Source organism: Enterobacter sp. HG048 (genome assembly GCF_024702055.1).
GTDB lineage: Bacteria > Pseudomonadota > Gammaproteobacteria > Enterobacterales > Enterobacteriaceae > Enterobacter > Enterobacter dykesii.
Genome location: NZ_JANLIZ010000004.1, coordinates 289,671 through 304,896, shown reverse-complemented (window position 1 = coordinate 304,896; position 15,226 = coordinate 289,671). Strand labels below are relative to the sequence as shown.

10 protein-coding genes are annotated in these 15,226 nt (G+C 58.3%); 7 read left to right on the top strand and 3 right to left on the bottom strand.

Going from position 1 to position 15,226, the window contains the following annotated elements:
* The 5 genes from NUX24_RS08340 to baeR form a co-directional block, all read left to right on the top strand.
* On the top strand, positions 1 to 2,715 hold a 2,715-nt coding region (locus NUX24_RS08340; protein ID WP_257830866.1), incomplete at its 5' end, for an MdtB/MuxB family multidrug efflux RND transporter permease subunit.
* On the top strand, positions 2,716 to 5,793 hold the full coding sequence (mdtC, locus tag NUX24_RS08335; RefSeq protein WP_257830864.1) for a multidrug efflux RND transporter permease subunit MdtC: 3,078 nt from the start codon (positions 2,716 to 2,718) through the stop codon (positions 5,791 to 5,793).
* Positions 5,794 to 7,209: an MFS transporter gene (locus tag NUX24_RS08330; RefSeq protein WP_257830862.1), complete on the top strand. Its 1,416-nt coding sequence runs from the start codon at positions 5,794 to 5,796 to the stop codon at positions 7,207 to 7,209.
* Positions 7,206 to 8,609: a two-component system sensor histidine kinase BaeS gene (baeS, locus tag NUX24_RS08325; RefSeq protein WP_126330720.1), complete on the top strand. Its 1,404-nt coding sequence runs from the start codon at positions 7,206 to 7,208 to the stop codon at positions 8,607 to 8,609. The genes NUX24_RS08330 and baeS overlap by 4 nt, the downstream gene beginning before the upstream one ends.
* Positions 8,606 to 9,328 (top strand): two-component system response regulator BaeR, encoded by a 723-nt coding sequence (baeR, locus tag NUX24_RS08320; protein WP_023312418.1) that lies wholly within the window; start codon positions 8,606 to 8,608, stop codon positions 9,326 to 9,328. The genes baeS and baeR overlap by 4 nt, the downstream gene beginning before the upstream one ends.
* A 55-nt stretch (positions 9,329 to 9,383) precedes the next feature.
* Here the strand turns inward: baeR and NUX24_RS08315 are convergent, their stop codons facing one another.
* On the bottom strand, positions 9,384 to 10,385 hold the full coding sequence (locus NUX24_RS08315) for a restriction endonuclease (RefSeq protein ID WP_257830858.1): 1,002 nt from the start codon (positions 10,383 to 10,385) through the stop codon (positions 9,384 to 9,386).
* A 419-nt stretch (positions 10,386 to 10,804) separates the two neighbouring features.
* Here NUX24_RS08315 and yegQ point away from each other — a divergent pair, with 419 nt between their 5' ends.
* Entirely contained in the window at positions 10,805 to 12,166 is a 1,362-nt protein-coding gene (yegQ, locus tag NUX24_RS08310) for a tRNA 5-hydroxyuridine modification protein YegQ (RefSeq protein ID WP_023312421.1), read from the top strand.
* Positions 12,167 to 12,327: 161 nt separating this feature from the next.
* Here yegQ and NUX24_RS08305 read toward each other — a convergent pair whose 3' ends face one another.
* The gene (locus tag NUX24_RS08305; RefSeq protein ID WP_257830856.1) at positions 12,328 to 12,828 is read right to left on the bottom strand and encodes a DUF523 domain-containing protein; all 501 of its coding nucleotides are present in this window, start codon (positions 12,826 to 12,828) and stop codon (positions 12,328 to 12,330) included.
* Positions 12,829 to 12,969: 141 nt separating this feature from the next.
* Here NUX24_RS08305 and yegS point away from each other — a divergent pair, with 141 nt between their 5' ends.
* Positions 12,970 to 13,869: a lipid kinase YegS gene (gene yegS / locus NUX24_RS08300; RefSeq protein WP_193806234.1), complete on the top strand. Its 900-nt coding sequence runs from the start codon at positions 12,970 to 12,972 to the stop codon at positions 13,867 to 13,869.
* 56 nt (positions 13,870 to 13,925) lie between these two features.
* Here yegS and fbaB read toward each other — a convergent pair whose 3' ends face one another.
* The gene (gene fbaB, locus NUX24_RS08295; RefSeq protein WP_023312424.1) at positions 13,926 to 14,978 is read right to left on the bottom strand and encodes a class I fructose-bisphosphate aldolase; all 1,053 of its coding nucleotides are present in this window, start codon (positions 14,976 to 14,978) and stop codon (positions 13,926 to 13,928) included.
* Positions 14,979 to 15,226: the final 248 nt, after the last annotated feature.

The window sequence follows — 15,226 nt, the reverse complement described above, 5'->3', positions numbered from 1 at the left end:
GTCTACAGCAAGGTCAACCCGGCGGATCCGCCGATCATGACGCTTGCCGTCACCTCCTCCGCCATGCCGATGACCCAGGTTGAAGACATGGTGGAAACGCGCGTGGCGCAGAAGATTTCTCAGGTTTCCGGCGTCGGCCTCGTCACGCTGGCGGGCGGCCAGCGTCCCGCCGTGCGCGTGAAGCTTAACGCGCAGGCGATTGCCGCGCTGGGGCTCACCAGCGAAACCATCCGTACCGCCATCAGCAGCGCCAACGTCAACTCGGCGAAGGGCTCGCTGGACGGCCCCACTCGCGCCGTGACGCTCTCTGCCAACGATCAAATGCAGTCCGCCGATGAGTACCGTCAGCTGATTATTGCGTACCAGAACGGCGCCCCGGTGCGTCTGGGCGACGTGGCGACCGTAGAACAAGGCGCAGAAAACAGCTGGCTGGGGGCATGGGCCAACAAACAGCAGGCGATCGTGATGAACGTGCAGCGCCAGCCGGGTGCTAACATCATCGAAACCGCCGACAGCATCCGCGCCATGCTGCCGCAGCTGATCGAAAGCCTGCCGAAATCGGTCAGCGTGAAGGTGCTTTCCGACCGCACCACGAATATTCGCGCGTCGGTCACCGACACCCAGTTTGAGCTGATGCTGGCGATTGCGCTGGTCGTGATGATCATCTATCTGTTCCTGCGTAACGTTCCGGCAACCATTATTCCCGCCGTTGCCGTACCGCTCTCGCTGGTCGGCACCTTTGCGGTGATGGTGTTCCTCGACTTTTCGATTAACAACCTGACGCTGATGGCGCTCACCATCGCCACCGGGTTCGTAGTGGATGACGCCATCGTCGTCATTGAGAACATCTCACGCTATATCGAGAAAGGCGAAAAACCGCTGGCGGCCGCGCTGAAGGGCGCGGGCGAAATCGGCTTTACCATTATCTCGCTGACCTTCTCGCTGATTGCGGTGCTGATCCCGCTGCTGTTTATGGGTGATATCGTGGGGCGGCTGTTCCGCGAGTTTGCCGTGACGCTGGCGGTCGCCATTTTGATCTCCGCCGTGGTGTCGCTGACCCTGACGCCGATGATGTGCGCCCGCATGCTTAGCCACGAGTCCCTGCGCAAGCAAAACCGCTTCTCGCGCGCCTCCGAGCGCATGTTCGAGCGGATTATTGCCGCCTACGGTCGCGTGCTGGCGAAAGTTCTGAACCATCCGTGGGCCACCCTCGGCGTGGCGCTGGGAACCCTGGCGCTCAGCGTGATGCTGTGGATTTTCATTCCGAAAGGCTTCTTCCCGATTCAGGACAACGGCATTATTCAGGGAACGCTTCAGGCCCCGCAGTCGGTCTCCTTTGCCAATATGGCCCAGCGCCAGCAGCAGGTGTCCGAAATCATCATGAAAGATCCGGCGGTCGAGAGCCTGACCTCCTACGTGGGCGTCGACGGCACCAACCCGTCGCTCAACAGCGCGCGTCTGCAGATCAACCTCAAGCCGCTGGATGAACGCGACGATCGCGTCAACGCCGTCATTGAGCGTCTGCAAAACGCCGTCGCGCGCGTGCCGGGCGTTGAGCTTTACCTGCAGCCGATTCAGGATTTGACCATTGATACCCAGGTCAGCCGCACGCAGTATCAGTTCACCCTACAGGCGACCACGCTGGATGCCCTCAGCACCTGGGTGCCGCAGCTGGTCAATAAACTTAACACCCTGCCGCAGCTCGCCGACGTCAGCAGCGACTGGCAGGACAAAGGGCTGGCGGCGTACGTTAACGTCAACCGCGATACCGCCAGCCGCCTCGGCATTACCATGGCAGACGTGGATAACGCCCTGTACAACGCCTTCGGTCAGCGCCTGATCTCCACTATCTACACCCAGGCCAACCAGTATCGCGTGGTGCTGGAGCACAACACGGAGAACACGCCTGGCCTGGCGGGGCTGGACTCGGTGCGCCTGACCAGCAAAGACGGCGGCATTGTGCCGCTGAGCGCTATCGCCACGGTGGAAGAGCGCTATACTCCGCTGTCGATCAACCATCTGGATCAGTTCCCGTCCACTACCATCTCCTTCAACGTGCCGGACAATTATTCTCTCGGCGAAGCGGTGGAGGCCATTCAGGCGGCTGAAAAAGAGCTCAGCTTCCCGTCCGATATTCAGACCCGGTTCCAGGGCAGCACGCTGGCGTTTCAGGCCGCGCTGGGTAACACCATCTGGCTGATTGTCGCTGCCGTGGTCGCGATGTACATCGTGCTCGGCGTGTTGTACGAAAGCTTTATCCACCCGATCACCATCCTCTCTACCCTGCCGACGGCGGGCGTGGGAGCGCTGCTGGCGCTGATGCTGGCGGGCAGCGAGCTGGACGTCATTGCCATCATCGGCATTATCCTGCTTATCGGGATCGTGAAGAAAAACGCCATCATGATGATCGACTTCGCCCTGGCCGCCGAGCGCGAGCAGGGCATGTCGCCGCGCGACGCGATTTTCCAGGCCTGCCTGCTGCGTTTCCGTCCTATTCTGATGACCACGCTGGCCGCCCTGCTGGGCGCGCTGCCGCTGATGCTCAGCACCGGCGTCGGCGCGGAGCTGCGCCGTCCGCTGGGTATCGGCATGGTCGGCGGTCTGCTGGTGAGCCAGGTGCTAACGCTGTTCACCACGCCGGTGATCTACCTGCTGTTTGACCGCCTGGCGCTGTGGACCAAAAGCCGCTTCCCGAAACGTGAAGAGGAGGCATAAGTGAAGTTCTTCGCCCTCTTCATTTATCGCCCGGTGGCGACGATTTTAATCTCGCTCGCCATTACCCTCTGCGGCGTGCTGGGCTTCCGGCTGCTGCCGGTAGCGCCGCTGCCGCAGGTGGATTTCCCGGTGATTATGGTCAGCGCCTCGCTGCCGGGCGCCTCGCCGGAAACCATGGCCTCGTCCGTTGCCACGCCGCTGGAGCGCTCGCTCGGGCGGATTGCGGGGGTCAACGAGATGACTTCCAGCAGCTCGCTGGGCAGCACGCGCATCATTCTGGAGTTCAGCTTCGACCGGGACATTAACGGCGCGGCGCGCGACGTGCAGGCCGCCATCAACGCCGCGCAAAGCCTGCTGCCGAGCGGGATGCCGAGCCGCCCAACCTACCGCAAGGCCAACCCGTCCGATGCGCCGATCATGATTCTGACGCTGACCTCGGATACGTATTCTCAGGGGCAGCTTTACGACTTTGCGTCTACCCAGCTGGCGCAGACAATCTCACAAATTAACGGCGTCGGTGACGTGAGCGTCGGCGGGAGCTCCCTGCCCGCCGTGCGCGTCGGCCTAAACCCGCAGGCGCTGTTCAACCAGGGCGTGTCGCTGGACGACGTGCGCTCCGCCATCAGCAACGCCAACGTGCGTAAACCGCAGGGGGCGATTGAGGACAGCAGCCACCGCTGGCAGATCCACACCAACGACGAGCTGAAAACCGCCGCGGAATATCAGCCGCTCATTATTCACTACAACAACGGCGCGGCGGTACGCTTGAGCGACGTTGCCAGCGTCACCGACTCGGTGCAGGACGTGCGTAACGCCGGGATGACCAATGCGAAACCGGCCATTCTGCTGATGATCCGCAAGCTGCCGGAAGCGAACATTATTGAGACGGTGAACAGCATTCGCGCCCGCCTCCCGGAGCTGCAGGAGACCATCCCGGCAGCAATCGATCTGCAAATTGCCCAGGATCGCTCCCCGACCATTCGCGCCTCGCTGGAAGAGGTCGAGCAAACGCTGATTATCTCCGTCGCGCTGGTGATCCTGGTGGTCTTCCTGTTCCTGCGCTCCGGCCGCGCGACGCTTATCCCGGCAGTGGCCGTGCCGGTATCGCTGATCGGTACCTTTGCCGCCATGTATCTGTGCGGGTTTAGCCTCAACAACCTGTCGCTGATGGCCCTGACGATAGCGACGGGCTTCGTGGTGGATGACGCCATCGTGGTGCTGGAGAACATTTCCCGCCATCTGGAAGCGGGCGTGAAGCCGCTGCAGGCTGCGCTGCAGGGCACGCGCGAGGTGGGCTTTACGGTGCTCTCCATGAGCCTGTCGCTGGTGGCGGTATTCCTGCCGCTGCTGCTGATGGGCGGGCTGCCGGGCAGGCTGCTGCGCGAGTTTGCCGTCACCCTCTCCGTCGCCATCGGCATTTCGCTGGCGATCTCCCTAACGCTGACGCCGATGATGTGCGGCTGGATGCTCAAGCGCAGCAAACCCCATTCGCAGCCGCGCCGCAAAGGCTTTGGTCGCTTCCTGATGGCGATGCAGGAAGGCTACGGCAAATCGCTGAAATGGGTGCTGAACCATACCCGGCTGGTCGGCCTGGTGCTTATCGCCACCATTGGGCTGAACGTCTGGATGTACATCACCATCCCGAAAACCTTCTTCCCGGAGCAGGACACCGGCGTGCTGATGGGGGGGATTCAGGCGGACCAGAGCATTTCGTTCCAGGCGATGCGCGGCAAGCTGCAGGACTTTATGAAGATCATTCGGGAAGACAAAGCCGTGGATAACGTCACCGGCTTTACCGGCGGATCACGCGTTAACAGCGGGATGATGTTTATTACCCTGAAACCGCGCGGCGAGCGCAACGAGACCGCCCAGCAGGTGATTGACCGCCTGCGGGTGAAGCTCGCCAAAGAGCCGGGGGCAAACCTGTTTTTGATGGCCGTTCAGGATATCCGCGTCGGTGGGCGACAGGCGAACGCCAGCTATCAGTACACGTTGCTCTCGGACGATTTAGCCGCCCTGCGCGAGTGGGAGCCGAAGATCCGCAAGGCGCTGGCCGCCCTGCCGGAGCTGGCGGACGTCAACTCCGATCAGCAGGACAACGGCGCCGAGATGGCCCTGACATACGACCGCGAAACCATGTCGCGGCTGGGCATTAACGTTGAAGCCGCCAACAGCCTGCTGAATAACGCCTTCGGCCAGCGCGAGATCTCCACCATCTACCAGCCGATGAACCAGTACAAGGTGGTGATGGAAGTCGATCCGCGCTACACCCAGGACATCAGCGCTCTGGACAAAATGTTTGTGATCAACAACGACGGCAAGGCGATTCCGCTCTCCTACTTTGCCAGCTGGCAGCCTGCCAACGCGCCGCTGTCGGTGAACCATCAGGGGCTGTCGGCGGCGTCGACCATCTCCTTTAACCTGCCCGCCGGTTCGTCGCTTTCTGAAGCCAGCGACGCGATCGACCGCGCGATGACGCAGCTTGGCGTGCCGTCCACCGTGCGCGGCAGCTTTGCCGGCACCGCGCAGGTGTTTCAGGAGACGATGAACTCGCAGGTGATTTTGATTCTGGCCGCCATCGCCACGGTCTATATTGTGCTGGGCGTGCTGTATGAGAGCTACGTTCACCCGCTGACCATTCTCTCGACGCTGCCGTCGGCGGGCGTAGGGGCGCTGCTGGCGCTGGAGCTGTTCGGCGCGCCGTTCAGCCTGATCGCGCTCATCGGGATCATGCTGTTGATCGGCATTGTGAAGAAAAACGCCATCATGATGGTGGATTTCGCCCTGGACGCCCAGCGCAACGGCAATCTGTCGCCGGAAGAGGCCATCTTCCAGGCCTGCCTGCTGCGTTTTCGTCCGATTATGATGACCACTCTGGCGGCGCTGTTTGGCGCGCTACCGCTGGTTATCTCGGGCGGCGACGGCTCAGAGCTGCGCCAGCCGCTGGGGATCACTATCGTCGGCGGCCTGGTGATGAGCCAGCTGCTGACGCTGTACACCACGCCGGTGGTCTATCTGTTCTTCGACCGCCTGCGGCTGCGCTTTTCGCGTAAAAACAGAGAAACGGTAAACGGGTAAATGACCGAGCTTCCCAGCAACGTTCGCTGGCAATTATGGATAGTCGCCTTCGGCTTCTTTATGCAGTCGCTGGATACGACCATCGTCAACACCGCCCTCCCCTCCATGGCGAAAAGCCTGGGGGAGAGCCCGCTGCATATGCACATGGTGATTGTCTCATACGTGCTGACGGTGGCCGTGATGCTGCCCGCCAGCGGCTGGCTGGCCGATAAAGTGGGCGTGCGGAATATCTTCTTTACCGCCATCGTGCTGTTTACCACCGGCTCGCTGTTTTGCGCCCAGGCCAACATGCTCGACCAACTGGTAATGGCGCGCGTGCTGCAGGGCATCGGCGGGGCGATGATGGTGCCCGTCGGGCGGCTAACGGTGATGAAGATCGTGCCGCGCGAGCAGTACATGGCGGCGATGACTTTTGTCACCCTGCCCGGCCAGGTGGGGCCGCTGCTGGGTCCGGCGCTCGGCGGCATTCTGGTGGAGTACGCCTCCTGGCACTGGATCTTCTTAATCAATCTCCCTGTTGGCATTATCGGTGCCATCGCTACCCTGACGCTGATGCCAAACTACAAAATGCAGACGCGGCGCTTTGATTTCTTTGGCTTTATCCTGCTGGCGGCGGGCATGGCAATGCTTACCCTGGCGCTGGACGGGCAAAAAGGGCTCGGGATTTCCACCCTGAAGCTGGGGATGCTGGTCGTTATCGGCATCACCGCCATTCTGTGGTATCTGCGGCATGCCAGAGGTAACGATAAGGCGCTGTTCAGCCTGAACTTGTTTAAAAACCCTACCTATCGCCTTGGCCTGTTCGGCAGCTTCGCCGGGCGCGTCGGCAGCGGCATGCTGCCGTTTATGACGCCCGTTTTCCTGCAAATCGGAATGGGATTTTCGCCGTTCCACGCGGGGCTGATGATGATCCCGATGGTGCTCGGCAGCATGGGAATGAAGCGCATCGTGGTGCAGGTGGTGAACCGCTTTGGCTACCGTCACGTGCTGGTGACCGCCACGCTGGGGCTGGCGCTGGTAAGCCTGCTGTTTATGGCCGTGGCGCTGATGGGCTGGTACTACGTCCTGCCGCTGGTGCTGTTCTGCCAGGGGATCGTCAACTCCATGCGCTTCTCGTCGATGAATACCCTGACGCTGAAGGACCTGCCGGACGATCTGGCGAGCAGCGGCAATAGCCTGCTGTCGATGATCATGCAGCTCTCAATGAGCGTGGGCGTCACCATTGCCGGCCTGCTGCTCGGCATGTACGGCCAGCACCATCTCAGCGTCGACACGCCGGTGGCGCATCAGGTCTTTTTGTATACCTATCTCAGCATGGCGGTCATCATCGCCCTGCCCGCTTTCATCTTCGCCAGAGTGCCGGATGATACCAGCAAGAACGTCGTGATCAGGCGCGGCAAAAGGAGTGATTCATGAAATTCTGGCGTCCGGGCATTACCGGCAAGCTCTTCGTGGCGATATTTGCCACCTGTATCGTCCTGCTGGTCACCATGCACTGGGCAGTGCGGATAAGCTTTGAGCGCGGTTTTATTGATTACATCAAGCATGGCAATGAACAGCGTTTACAGGGCTTAAGCGATGCGCTGAGTGAACAGTACGCCCAGCATGGCAACTGGCGTTTTCTGCGCAATAACGACCGCTTTATTTTCCAGATCCTGCGCTCGCTGGAGCACGATACCGGTGACGATCGCCCGGGGCCTGGCATGCCGCCGCACGGCTGGCGCACCCAGTTCTGGGTAATTGATCAGGACATGCGCACGCTGGTGGGTCCGCGCGCGCCGATACCGCCGGACGGCACCCGTCGTGCAATCAAAGTCAACAACGCGACAGTCGGCTGGGTTATCGCCTCTCCGGTGGAGCGCCTTACGCGCAACACCGACATCAACTTTGACCGCCAGCAGCGCCGCACAAGCTGGCTGATTGTCGCCCTCTCCACCCTGCTCGCCGCGCTCGCCACCTTCCCGCTGGCGCGCGGTCTGCTCGCTCCGGTGAAACGGCTGGTGGAAGGCACGCACAAGCTCGCCGCCGGGGATTTCACCACCCGCGTCGATACCCGCAGCCAGGACGAACTGGGCAAGCTGGCGCAGGACTTTAACCAGCTCGCCAGCACGCTGGAGAAAAACCAGCAGATGCGCCGCGACTTTATGGCCGATATTTCCCACGAGCTGCGCACGCCGCTGGCGGTGCTGCGCGGCGAGCTGGAGGCCATTCAGGACGGCGTGCGCCAGTTTACGCCCGAATCGGTGGCCTCTCTGCAGGCGGAGGTGGGTACGCTCACCAAGTTGGTGGACGATCTCCACCAGCTCTCCATGTCCGACGAAGGCGCGCTGGCCTACCAGAAGGCGCCGGTGGACGTAATTAACATTCTGGAAGTGATCAGCGGCGCGTTCCGCGAGCGGTTTGCCAGCCGCAACCTGAAAATCGACCTCTCCCTGCCGGACAGCGCAGTGGTGTTTGGCGACAAAGACCGGCTGATGCAGCTGTTCAATAACCTGCTGGAAAACAGCCTGCGCTACACCGACAGCGGCGGCGGCCTGCATATCTCAGGCAGGCAGGAAAACGGGCGCTTTGCCCTCACCTTCGCGGATTCCGCCCCCGGCGTGCAGGACGCGCAGCTGGAAAAGCTGTTTGAACGTTTCTACCGTACCGAAGGTTCTCGCAACCGCGCCAGCGGCGGCTCCGGCCTGGGGCTGGCGATTTGCGTTAACATCGTCGAGGCGCATAATGGCACGATCCGCGCCGCCCATTCGCCTTTTGGCGGGGTTAGCATTACAGTAGAGTTACCTCTGGAACGGGATTTATCGAGAGAAGTATGACCGAGTTACCGATTGACGAAAACACGCCGCGCATTTTGATCGTGGAAGACGAACCCAAGCTGGGACAGCTGCTGATCGACTATTTACGTGCGGCCAGCTACGCTCCATCGCTAATCAGCCACGGCGACCAGGTGCTGCCGTACGTGCGCCAGACCCCGCCGGATCTGATCCTGCTGGATTTAATGCTGCCAGGCGTTGACGGGCTGACCCTGTGTCGGGAAATTCGTCGCTTCTCCGACGTGCCGATCGTCATGGTCACCGCAAAAATTGAAGAGATTGACCGCCTGCTGGGGCTCGAAATTGGCGCGGACGATTACATCTGCAAGCCCTACAGCCCGCGTGAAGTGGTCGCCCGCGTGAAAACCATTCTGCGCCGCTGCAGGCCGCAGCGCGAGCTTCAGGTGCTCGACGCCGAAAGCCCGCTGATTGTGGATGAAAGCCGCTTCCAGGCGAGCTGGCGCAGCAAGCTGCTGGACCTGACGCCTGCGGAGTTCCGCCTGCTGAAAACCCTCTCCCACGAGCCGGGGAAAGTGTTCTCCCGCGAGCAACTGCTGAACCACCTGTATGACGATTACCGCGTCGTGACCGACCGCACCATCGACAGCCATATCAAAAACCTGCGCCGCAAGCTGGAGGCGCTGGACGCCGAGCAGTCGTTTATTCGTGCGGTGTACGGCGTGGGGTATCGCTGGGAAGCGGATGCGTGCAGGATAATGTGAGAATATTGCCCCGCAGCACTGCGGGGCAGAGACGCCAGACATTAAAACTGTGGCCTTACCAGGAACGAAAAGGTGTAGCATAGGCAAAAAGTCGCGCTAATACATCGCGACGCTCGGTGCCAGTTATCATCGCCAGGAAAGCGAAGCTAGTAACGTTCAAATCTTGCTGAGAAGGATGTTTATGCATTTTCTTCAAAATAGCATTAACCTTTTTATCATCAAAAAAACTCCAGATAGCCAAAAGTGCCCATCGTTTCCCGGCGGATAAATTTATTATATCGTCTGAAGTATCCCAGTCCGGTGGTAATTCATTAATATTGCTTACACTGTTAATACCGGCAGCAGGAATAACGAAATAATCTGAAAACATATGGACGGCATCTTTCCATGCCTGCAAGAACATAGGTTCATGGATATCATTCATCGCCTTCTCATTTGCATACTGTGCAGCTAAATTAGCATTACAGGCGTAGACCCGTGGCTCGTAGTCACTATAAACATCCGGGACTATCCAACCTGAAGAATGACGCACTGCATCACAGGATGTGTAGGTGGGCAGTAGGGCAATAAATTGTGGTAATATATTTTGTACTGAACGAGGAAAAAAACGCTTTGCTAACTGAAAGCCCGCGTGATTTTCCAGTAACAAGGTTTCAATATCCTCTGAATTATAAATCTGGTACAAAATCCCTTTTTTATCTTTCAGTCGCTCCAGTTTTTGCTCAAGTCCGGACGATGCAATGGTGGAATAGAATCCAACAAACTCATCACATTCAAATTCAGCAAGTCTGTCCTGAATGTCTTCTTCATCACTACGGCCAACGGACTTTTTAGACGGAGCGTAGTGTTTGCAGCTAACCAGTTTGGCAATGCGACGTCCGGCAATATCAAACTCAACCCGTATATCTATGCCACCATCCGCCCCCCGGCTTGGGCCTTTAGTTACAATCCCTCCCAAAATTTTTTCCATGAATATTTTTGCGAACTTCTCAAATTGGTCGCTATCTGCAGTATCTGCGCTTGCAGAAGCAAGTTCACAGAAATCCAGCCTCGCCATACTTTTCCCCTGACAAATGGTAACGGTTCATAAACAGATTCCGTCTTTTTCTCTTCATTAATCAAGCTACGTATTCAGATAGGTTCCTGAACAGACGACTTGATGACGCTCAAAAGTTATACACGATCTCAATATCAGTTAGTTTTCCTGTATCTGGCTGATTCGAATTAAGCAAAAGCAATGACGTTCAGTCCACGCTTGTACTGAAAGCGGGAAACGGCATTACCTCGGTCTTTCAAGCTAGATGGTAAAGACAATACCTAAAAATATGCGTACACGCCGGATGGGCGGTGATACGACTCGACGCTTTACCTCCCTGCCCCGCAGCGCTACAATGCCCGCCCTTAAAGTGGGGGATCTCCCCTTACCGCTGCACCTGGTGCACGCGGATCTGACCTGTCATCAGAACGAGAACAAACATGTTTAAACCGGAACTCCTTTCCCCGGCGGGAACGCTGCAAAATATGCGTTACGCTTTCGCCTATGGTGCCGACGCCGTTTATGCGGGCCAGCCCCGCTACTCGCTGCGCGTGCGTAACAACGAATTCAACCACGAGAACCTGCAGCTCGGCATCAACGAAGCGCATGCCCTGGGCAAGAAATTCTACGTGGTCGTGAACATCGCGCCGCACAACGCCAAGCTGAAAACGTTCATCCGTGACCTGAAGCCGGTGGTGGATATGGGGCCGGACGCGCTGATCATGTCGGACCCGGGTTTAATCATGCTGGTTCGGGAGAACTTCCCGGAGATGGATATTCACCTCTCCGTTCAGGCTAACGCCGTCAACTGGGCGACGGTGAAGTTCTGGAAGCAGATGGGGTTGACCCGCGTCATCCTGTCCCGCGAGCTTTCGCTGGAAGAGATTGAAGAGATCCGCACCCAGGTGCCGGATATGGAAATCGAAATCTTCGTTCACGGCGCGCTGTGCATGGCCTACTCCGGCCGCTGCCTTCTCTCCGGATATATCAACAAGCGCGACCCGAACCAGGGCACCTGCACCAACGCCTGCCGCTGGGAATATAACGTCCAGGAAGGCAAAGAGGATGACGTCGGTAATATCGTGCACAAGCACGAGCCTATTCCGGTGACCAACGTTGAGCCTACGCTTGGCATCGGTGCGCCAACCGACAGCGTGTTTATGATTGAAGAAGCCAAACGTCCGGGCGAGTACATGACCGCCTTTGAAGACGAGCACGGCACCTACATCATGAACTCGAAAGATCTGCGCGCCATCGCCCACGTTGAGCGTCTGACACAGATGGGCGTGCACTCCCTGAAGATCGAAGGCCGCACCAAATCCTATTACTACTGCGCGCGTACCGCGCAGGTGTACCGCAAAGCCATCGACGATGCGGCGGCCGGTAAACCGTTCGATACTAGCCTGCTGGAAACTCTGGAAGGCCTGGCGCACCGCGGCTATACCGAAGGCTTCCTGCGTCGTCATACTCACGATGACTACCAGAACTACGAGCACGGCTACTCCGTTTCCGAGCGCCAGCAGTTTGTCGGCGACTTCACCGGCGAGCGCAAAGGCGCGCTGGCGGCCGTGGCGGTGAAAAACAAATTCACCAAAGGCGACAGCCTGGAGCTGATGACCCCGCAGGGCAACATGAACTTCACGCTGGAGCATCTGGAAAACGGCAAAGGCGAAGCGATTGACGTGGCGCCGGGCGACGGGCATACCGTCTGGCTGCCGGTTCCGGAAGAGGTGGAGCTGAAGTTTGCGCTGCTGATGCGTAACTTCAACGGTGAAAGCACCCGAAACCCACACGGCAAATAGTTAATCAGGGAAATTTTTTCGCGCTGGGATAATTCTTAGAATCGGATCACATACCGCTTCGTTCAATACGGGTATTATCCCCCCGCTGAAAAACATAACCCATAAATGCTAGCTGTACCAGGAACCACCTCCTTAGCCTGCGTAATCTCCCTTACGCGGGCTTATTTTTTGCCTTCTCTCTCCTCAACCCAGGCAATCAGTTCGTCGATTTGCCCCTCAGAGAAGACGGCTATCCCATGCTCTGCGAGCAACGATGCAGCAACACCCCTCCCCGCTTTATGGATCCCGCGAAACGATCCGTCATAAATAAACTGACTGCCGCACGTGGGGCTGCCATCGGTTAAAAGCGCTGCGCTACACCCCGACTCCTGAGCAGCGCGTAGCGCGAGCCAGGCTGCAAGCTGATACTGCTCAGTCACATCCTGCCCTGTATTTTCCTTAATTCTGGCTTGCCCGCGCATTACGTCTTTGCCATCAGCGGACATAATTTCTGCCGGAGGACGAGGTACAGGCAGCCCGGCCGCAAGTTCAGGGCAGTGGATAACCAGACGCTGTTCCTGCTGCCAGCGAATGAGCTGCTCGTTCATTCGCGCTTTTTCACTTCCGTTATAACGAACCTTAAAGCCCATCAGGCACGCGCTTACCAAAATTTTATTCATCATCACTTTCCTGTGATTACATTACTATCATCGCTTGAGTGTAACGCGCTTTCGGGCATATTTTGTTCCTTTCATCCTGTTCTTACCCGCTTTTTTCCTCTCTGCTATACACTCTTACTAACGCTAAAAAAGGGAGCAGCGCGGATGGCAACCTATCCAGACAGTTTATTGATTCTCAATGGCAAAAGTGCGGGCAACGATCTGCTGCGTCAGGCCATCATAGGTTTGCGTGACGATGGCGCGCGCATTCACGTTCGGGTGACGTGGGAAAAAGGCGACGCGGCACGCTATATCAATGAAGCTCTCGGGCTTGGCGTCAGCACCATCATTTCCGGCGGCGGCGATGGTACCATCAATGAGATCGCCTCTGCGCTTATCAACCTGCCCACAGCAGACCGGCCGGTGATGGGCATTTTACCGCTCGGCACAGCCAATGATTTTGCCACCAGCGCCGGGATCCCGGAAGAGCTGGAGAAGGCGCTTCAGCTGGCGATCCTCGGCAAGGCCACCGCTGTGGATATCGCACAGGTGAATGATAAAACCTGCTTTATCAATATGGCGACCGGCGGGTTTGGCACGCGCATCACCAGCGAAACGCCGGAAAAGCTGAAGGCGGCGCTGGGCGGCGTGTCATACCTGATCCACGGCCTGATGCGCATGGACACCCTCAAGCCTGACCGATGCGAAATTCGCGGCGAGGATTTTCAGTGGCAGGGTGATGCGCTGGTGATTGGCATCGGCAACGGGCGTCAGGCGGGCGGCGGACAGCAGCTCTGCCCGGAGGCGCTGATTAATGACGGACAGCTTCAGCTGCGTATTTTCACGGGCGACGGCCTGCTGCCCGCGCTGTTTACCACGCTGACGCAGCCGGAAGAGAGTCCAAATATCATCGCCGGGAAATCCGCGTGGTTTGAAGTGAATGCTCCCCACGGGATGACCTTTAACCTCGACGGAGAGCCGCTGAGCGGAACGCAGTTCCGCATTGAGGTATTGCCCGGTGCGCTGCAGTGTCGGCTACCGCCGGACTGCGTGCTTTTGCGCTGATGTTTCACACGGTGCGCGATGATGCCCTCTCCCACCGGGAGAGGGATATAGAGCCGTCAGGCAATCGTGACTTTGCTGTCCAGATAGACGTCCTGAACCGCATTGATCAGCTTCACGCCGTCGGCCATCGATTTCTTAAACGCCTTGCGGCCAAGGATCAACCCCATGCCGCCCGCGCGTTTGTTGATCACCGCCGTACGCACCGCGTCTGACAGGTCGGTATCACCGCCCGCCGCGCCGCCGGAGTTGATCAGCCCCGCACGGCCCATGTAGCAGTTCGCCAGCTGGTAGCGCACCAGGTCGATCGGGTTATCGCTGGTCAGCTTGCTGTAAACGCGGTCGTCGGTGTAGCCAAAGTTCACCGCTTTATAGCCGCCGTTATTCTCGGCCATTTTCTGCTTCACGATATCCGCGCCGATGGTCGCCGCCAGGTGGTTCGCCTGCCCGGTCAGGTCGGCAGACACGTGGTAATCCACGCCGTCTTTCTTGAACGCGTTGTTGCGCAGATATGCCCACAGTACGGTGACCATGCCCAGCTCGTGCGCGCGCTCAAACGCCGCAGAGATCTCTTCAATCTGACGGCGGGACTGTTCGGAGCCGAAGTAAATCGTCGCCCCTACCGCCACCGCGCCCATGTTGAACGCCTGCTCGACGCTGGCGTAGAGGGTCTGGTCATATTCGGTTGGGTAGCTAAGAGTTTCGTTATGGTTCAGCTTCACGAGGAACGGAATGCGGTGAGCATAGCGACGCGAAACCGAGGCCAGCACGCCGTAGGTAGACGCCACGCAGTTACAGCCCGCTTCAATCGCCAGCTCAACAATGTTCTTCGGATCGAAATAGAGCGGATTCGCCGCAAAAGAGGCGCCCGCAGAGTGCTCAACGCCCTGGTCCACCGGTAGGATAGAGAGATACCCGGTGCCGCCGAGCCGCCCGGTGTTGTAAAGCGTCTGCATATTTCGCAGGACCGCAGGCGGACGGTTGTTATCGATCATCACGCGGTCAACGTAGTCGTGACCAGGCAGATACAGCTGGTCGGCTGGAATGGTCATACAACGATGCTGTAAAAGGCTGTCGGCGTCTTTGCCAAGCAACTGCGCAATATCAGTCATGTGATACTCCCGTAAGTCCGACGTCGTGTCGGTGTGTGTTTATCCAGTCCCATCTTTTATGGGCAGACTAAGCCTGGTACCGACTTAACAGATTTTCCACTCTTTGCTTTTTTTTTCAGCACAATCTGCTGGCTCGATTCGTGTACAACAAAACTGTTACATTGATCAAACAATCGCCACAAAGGTATTTAAAAGGTATTATTGAGTGGTATGTTAAAGGCGTACCCTCTCTGACATGCAGGATTAAA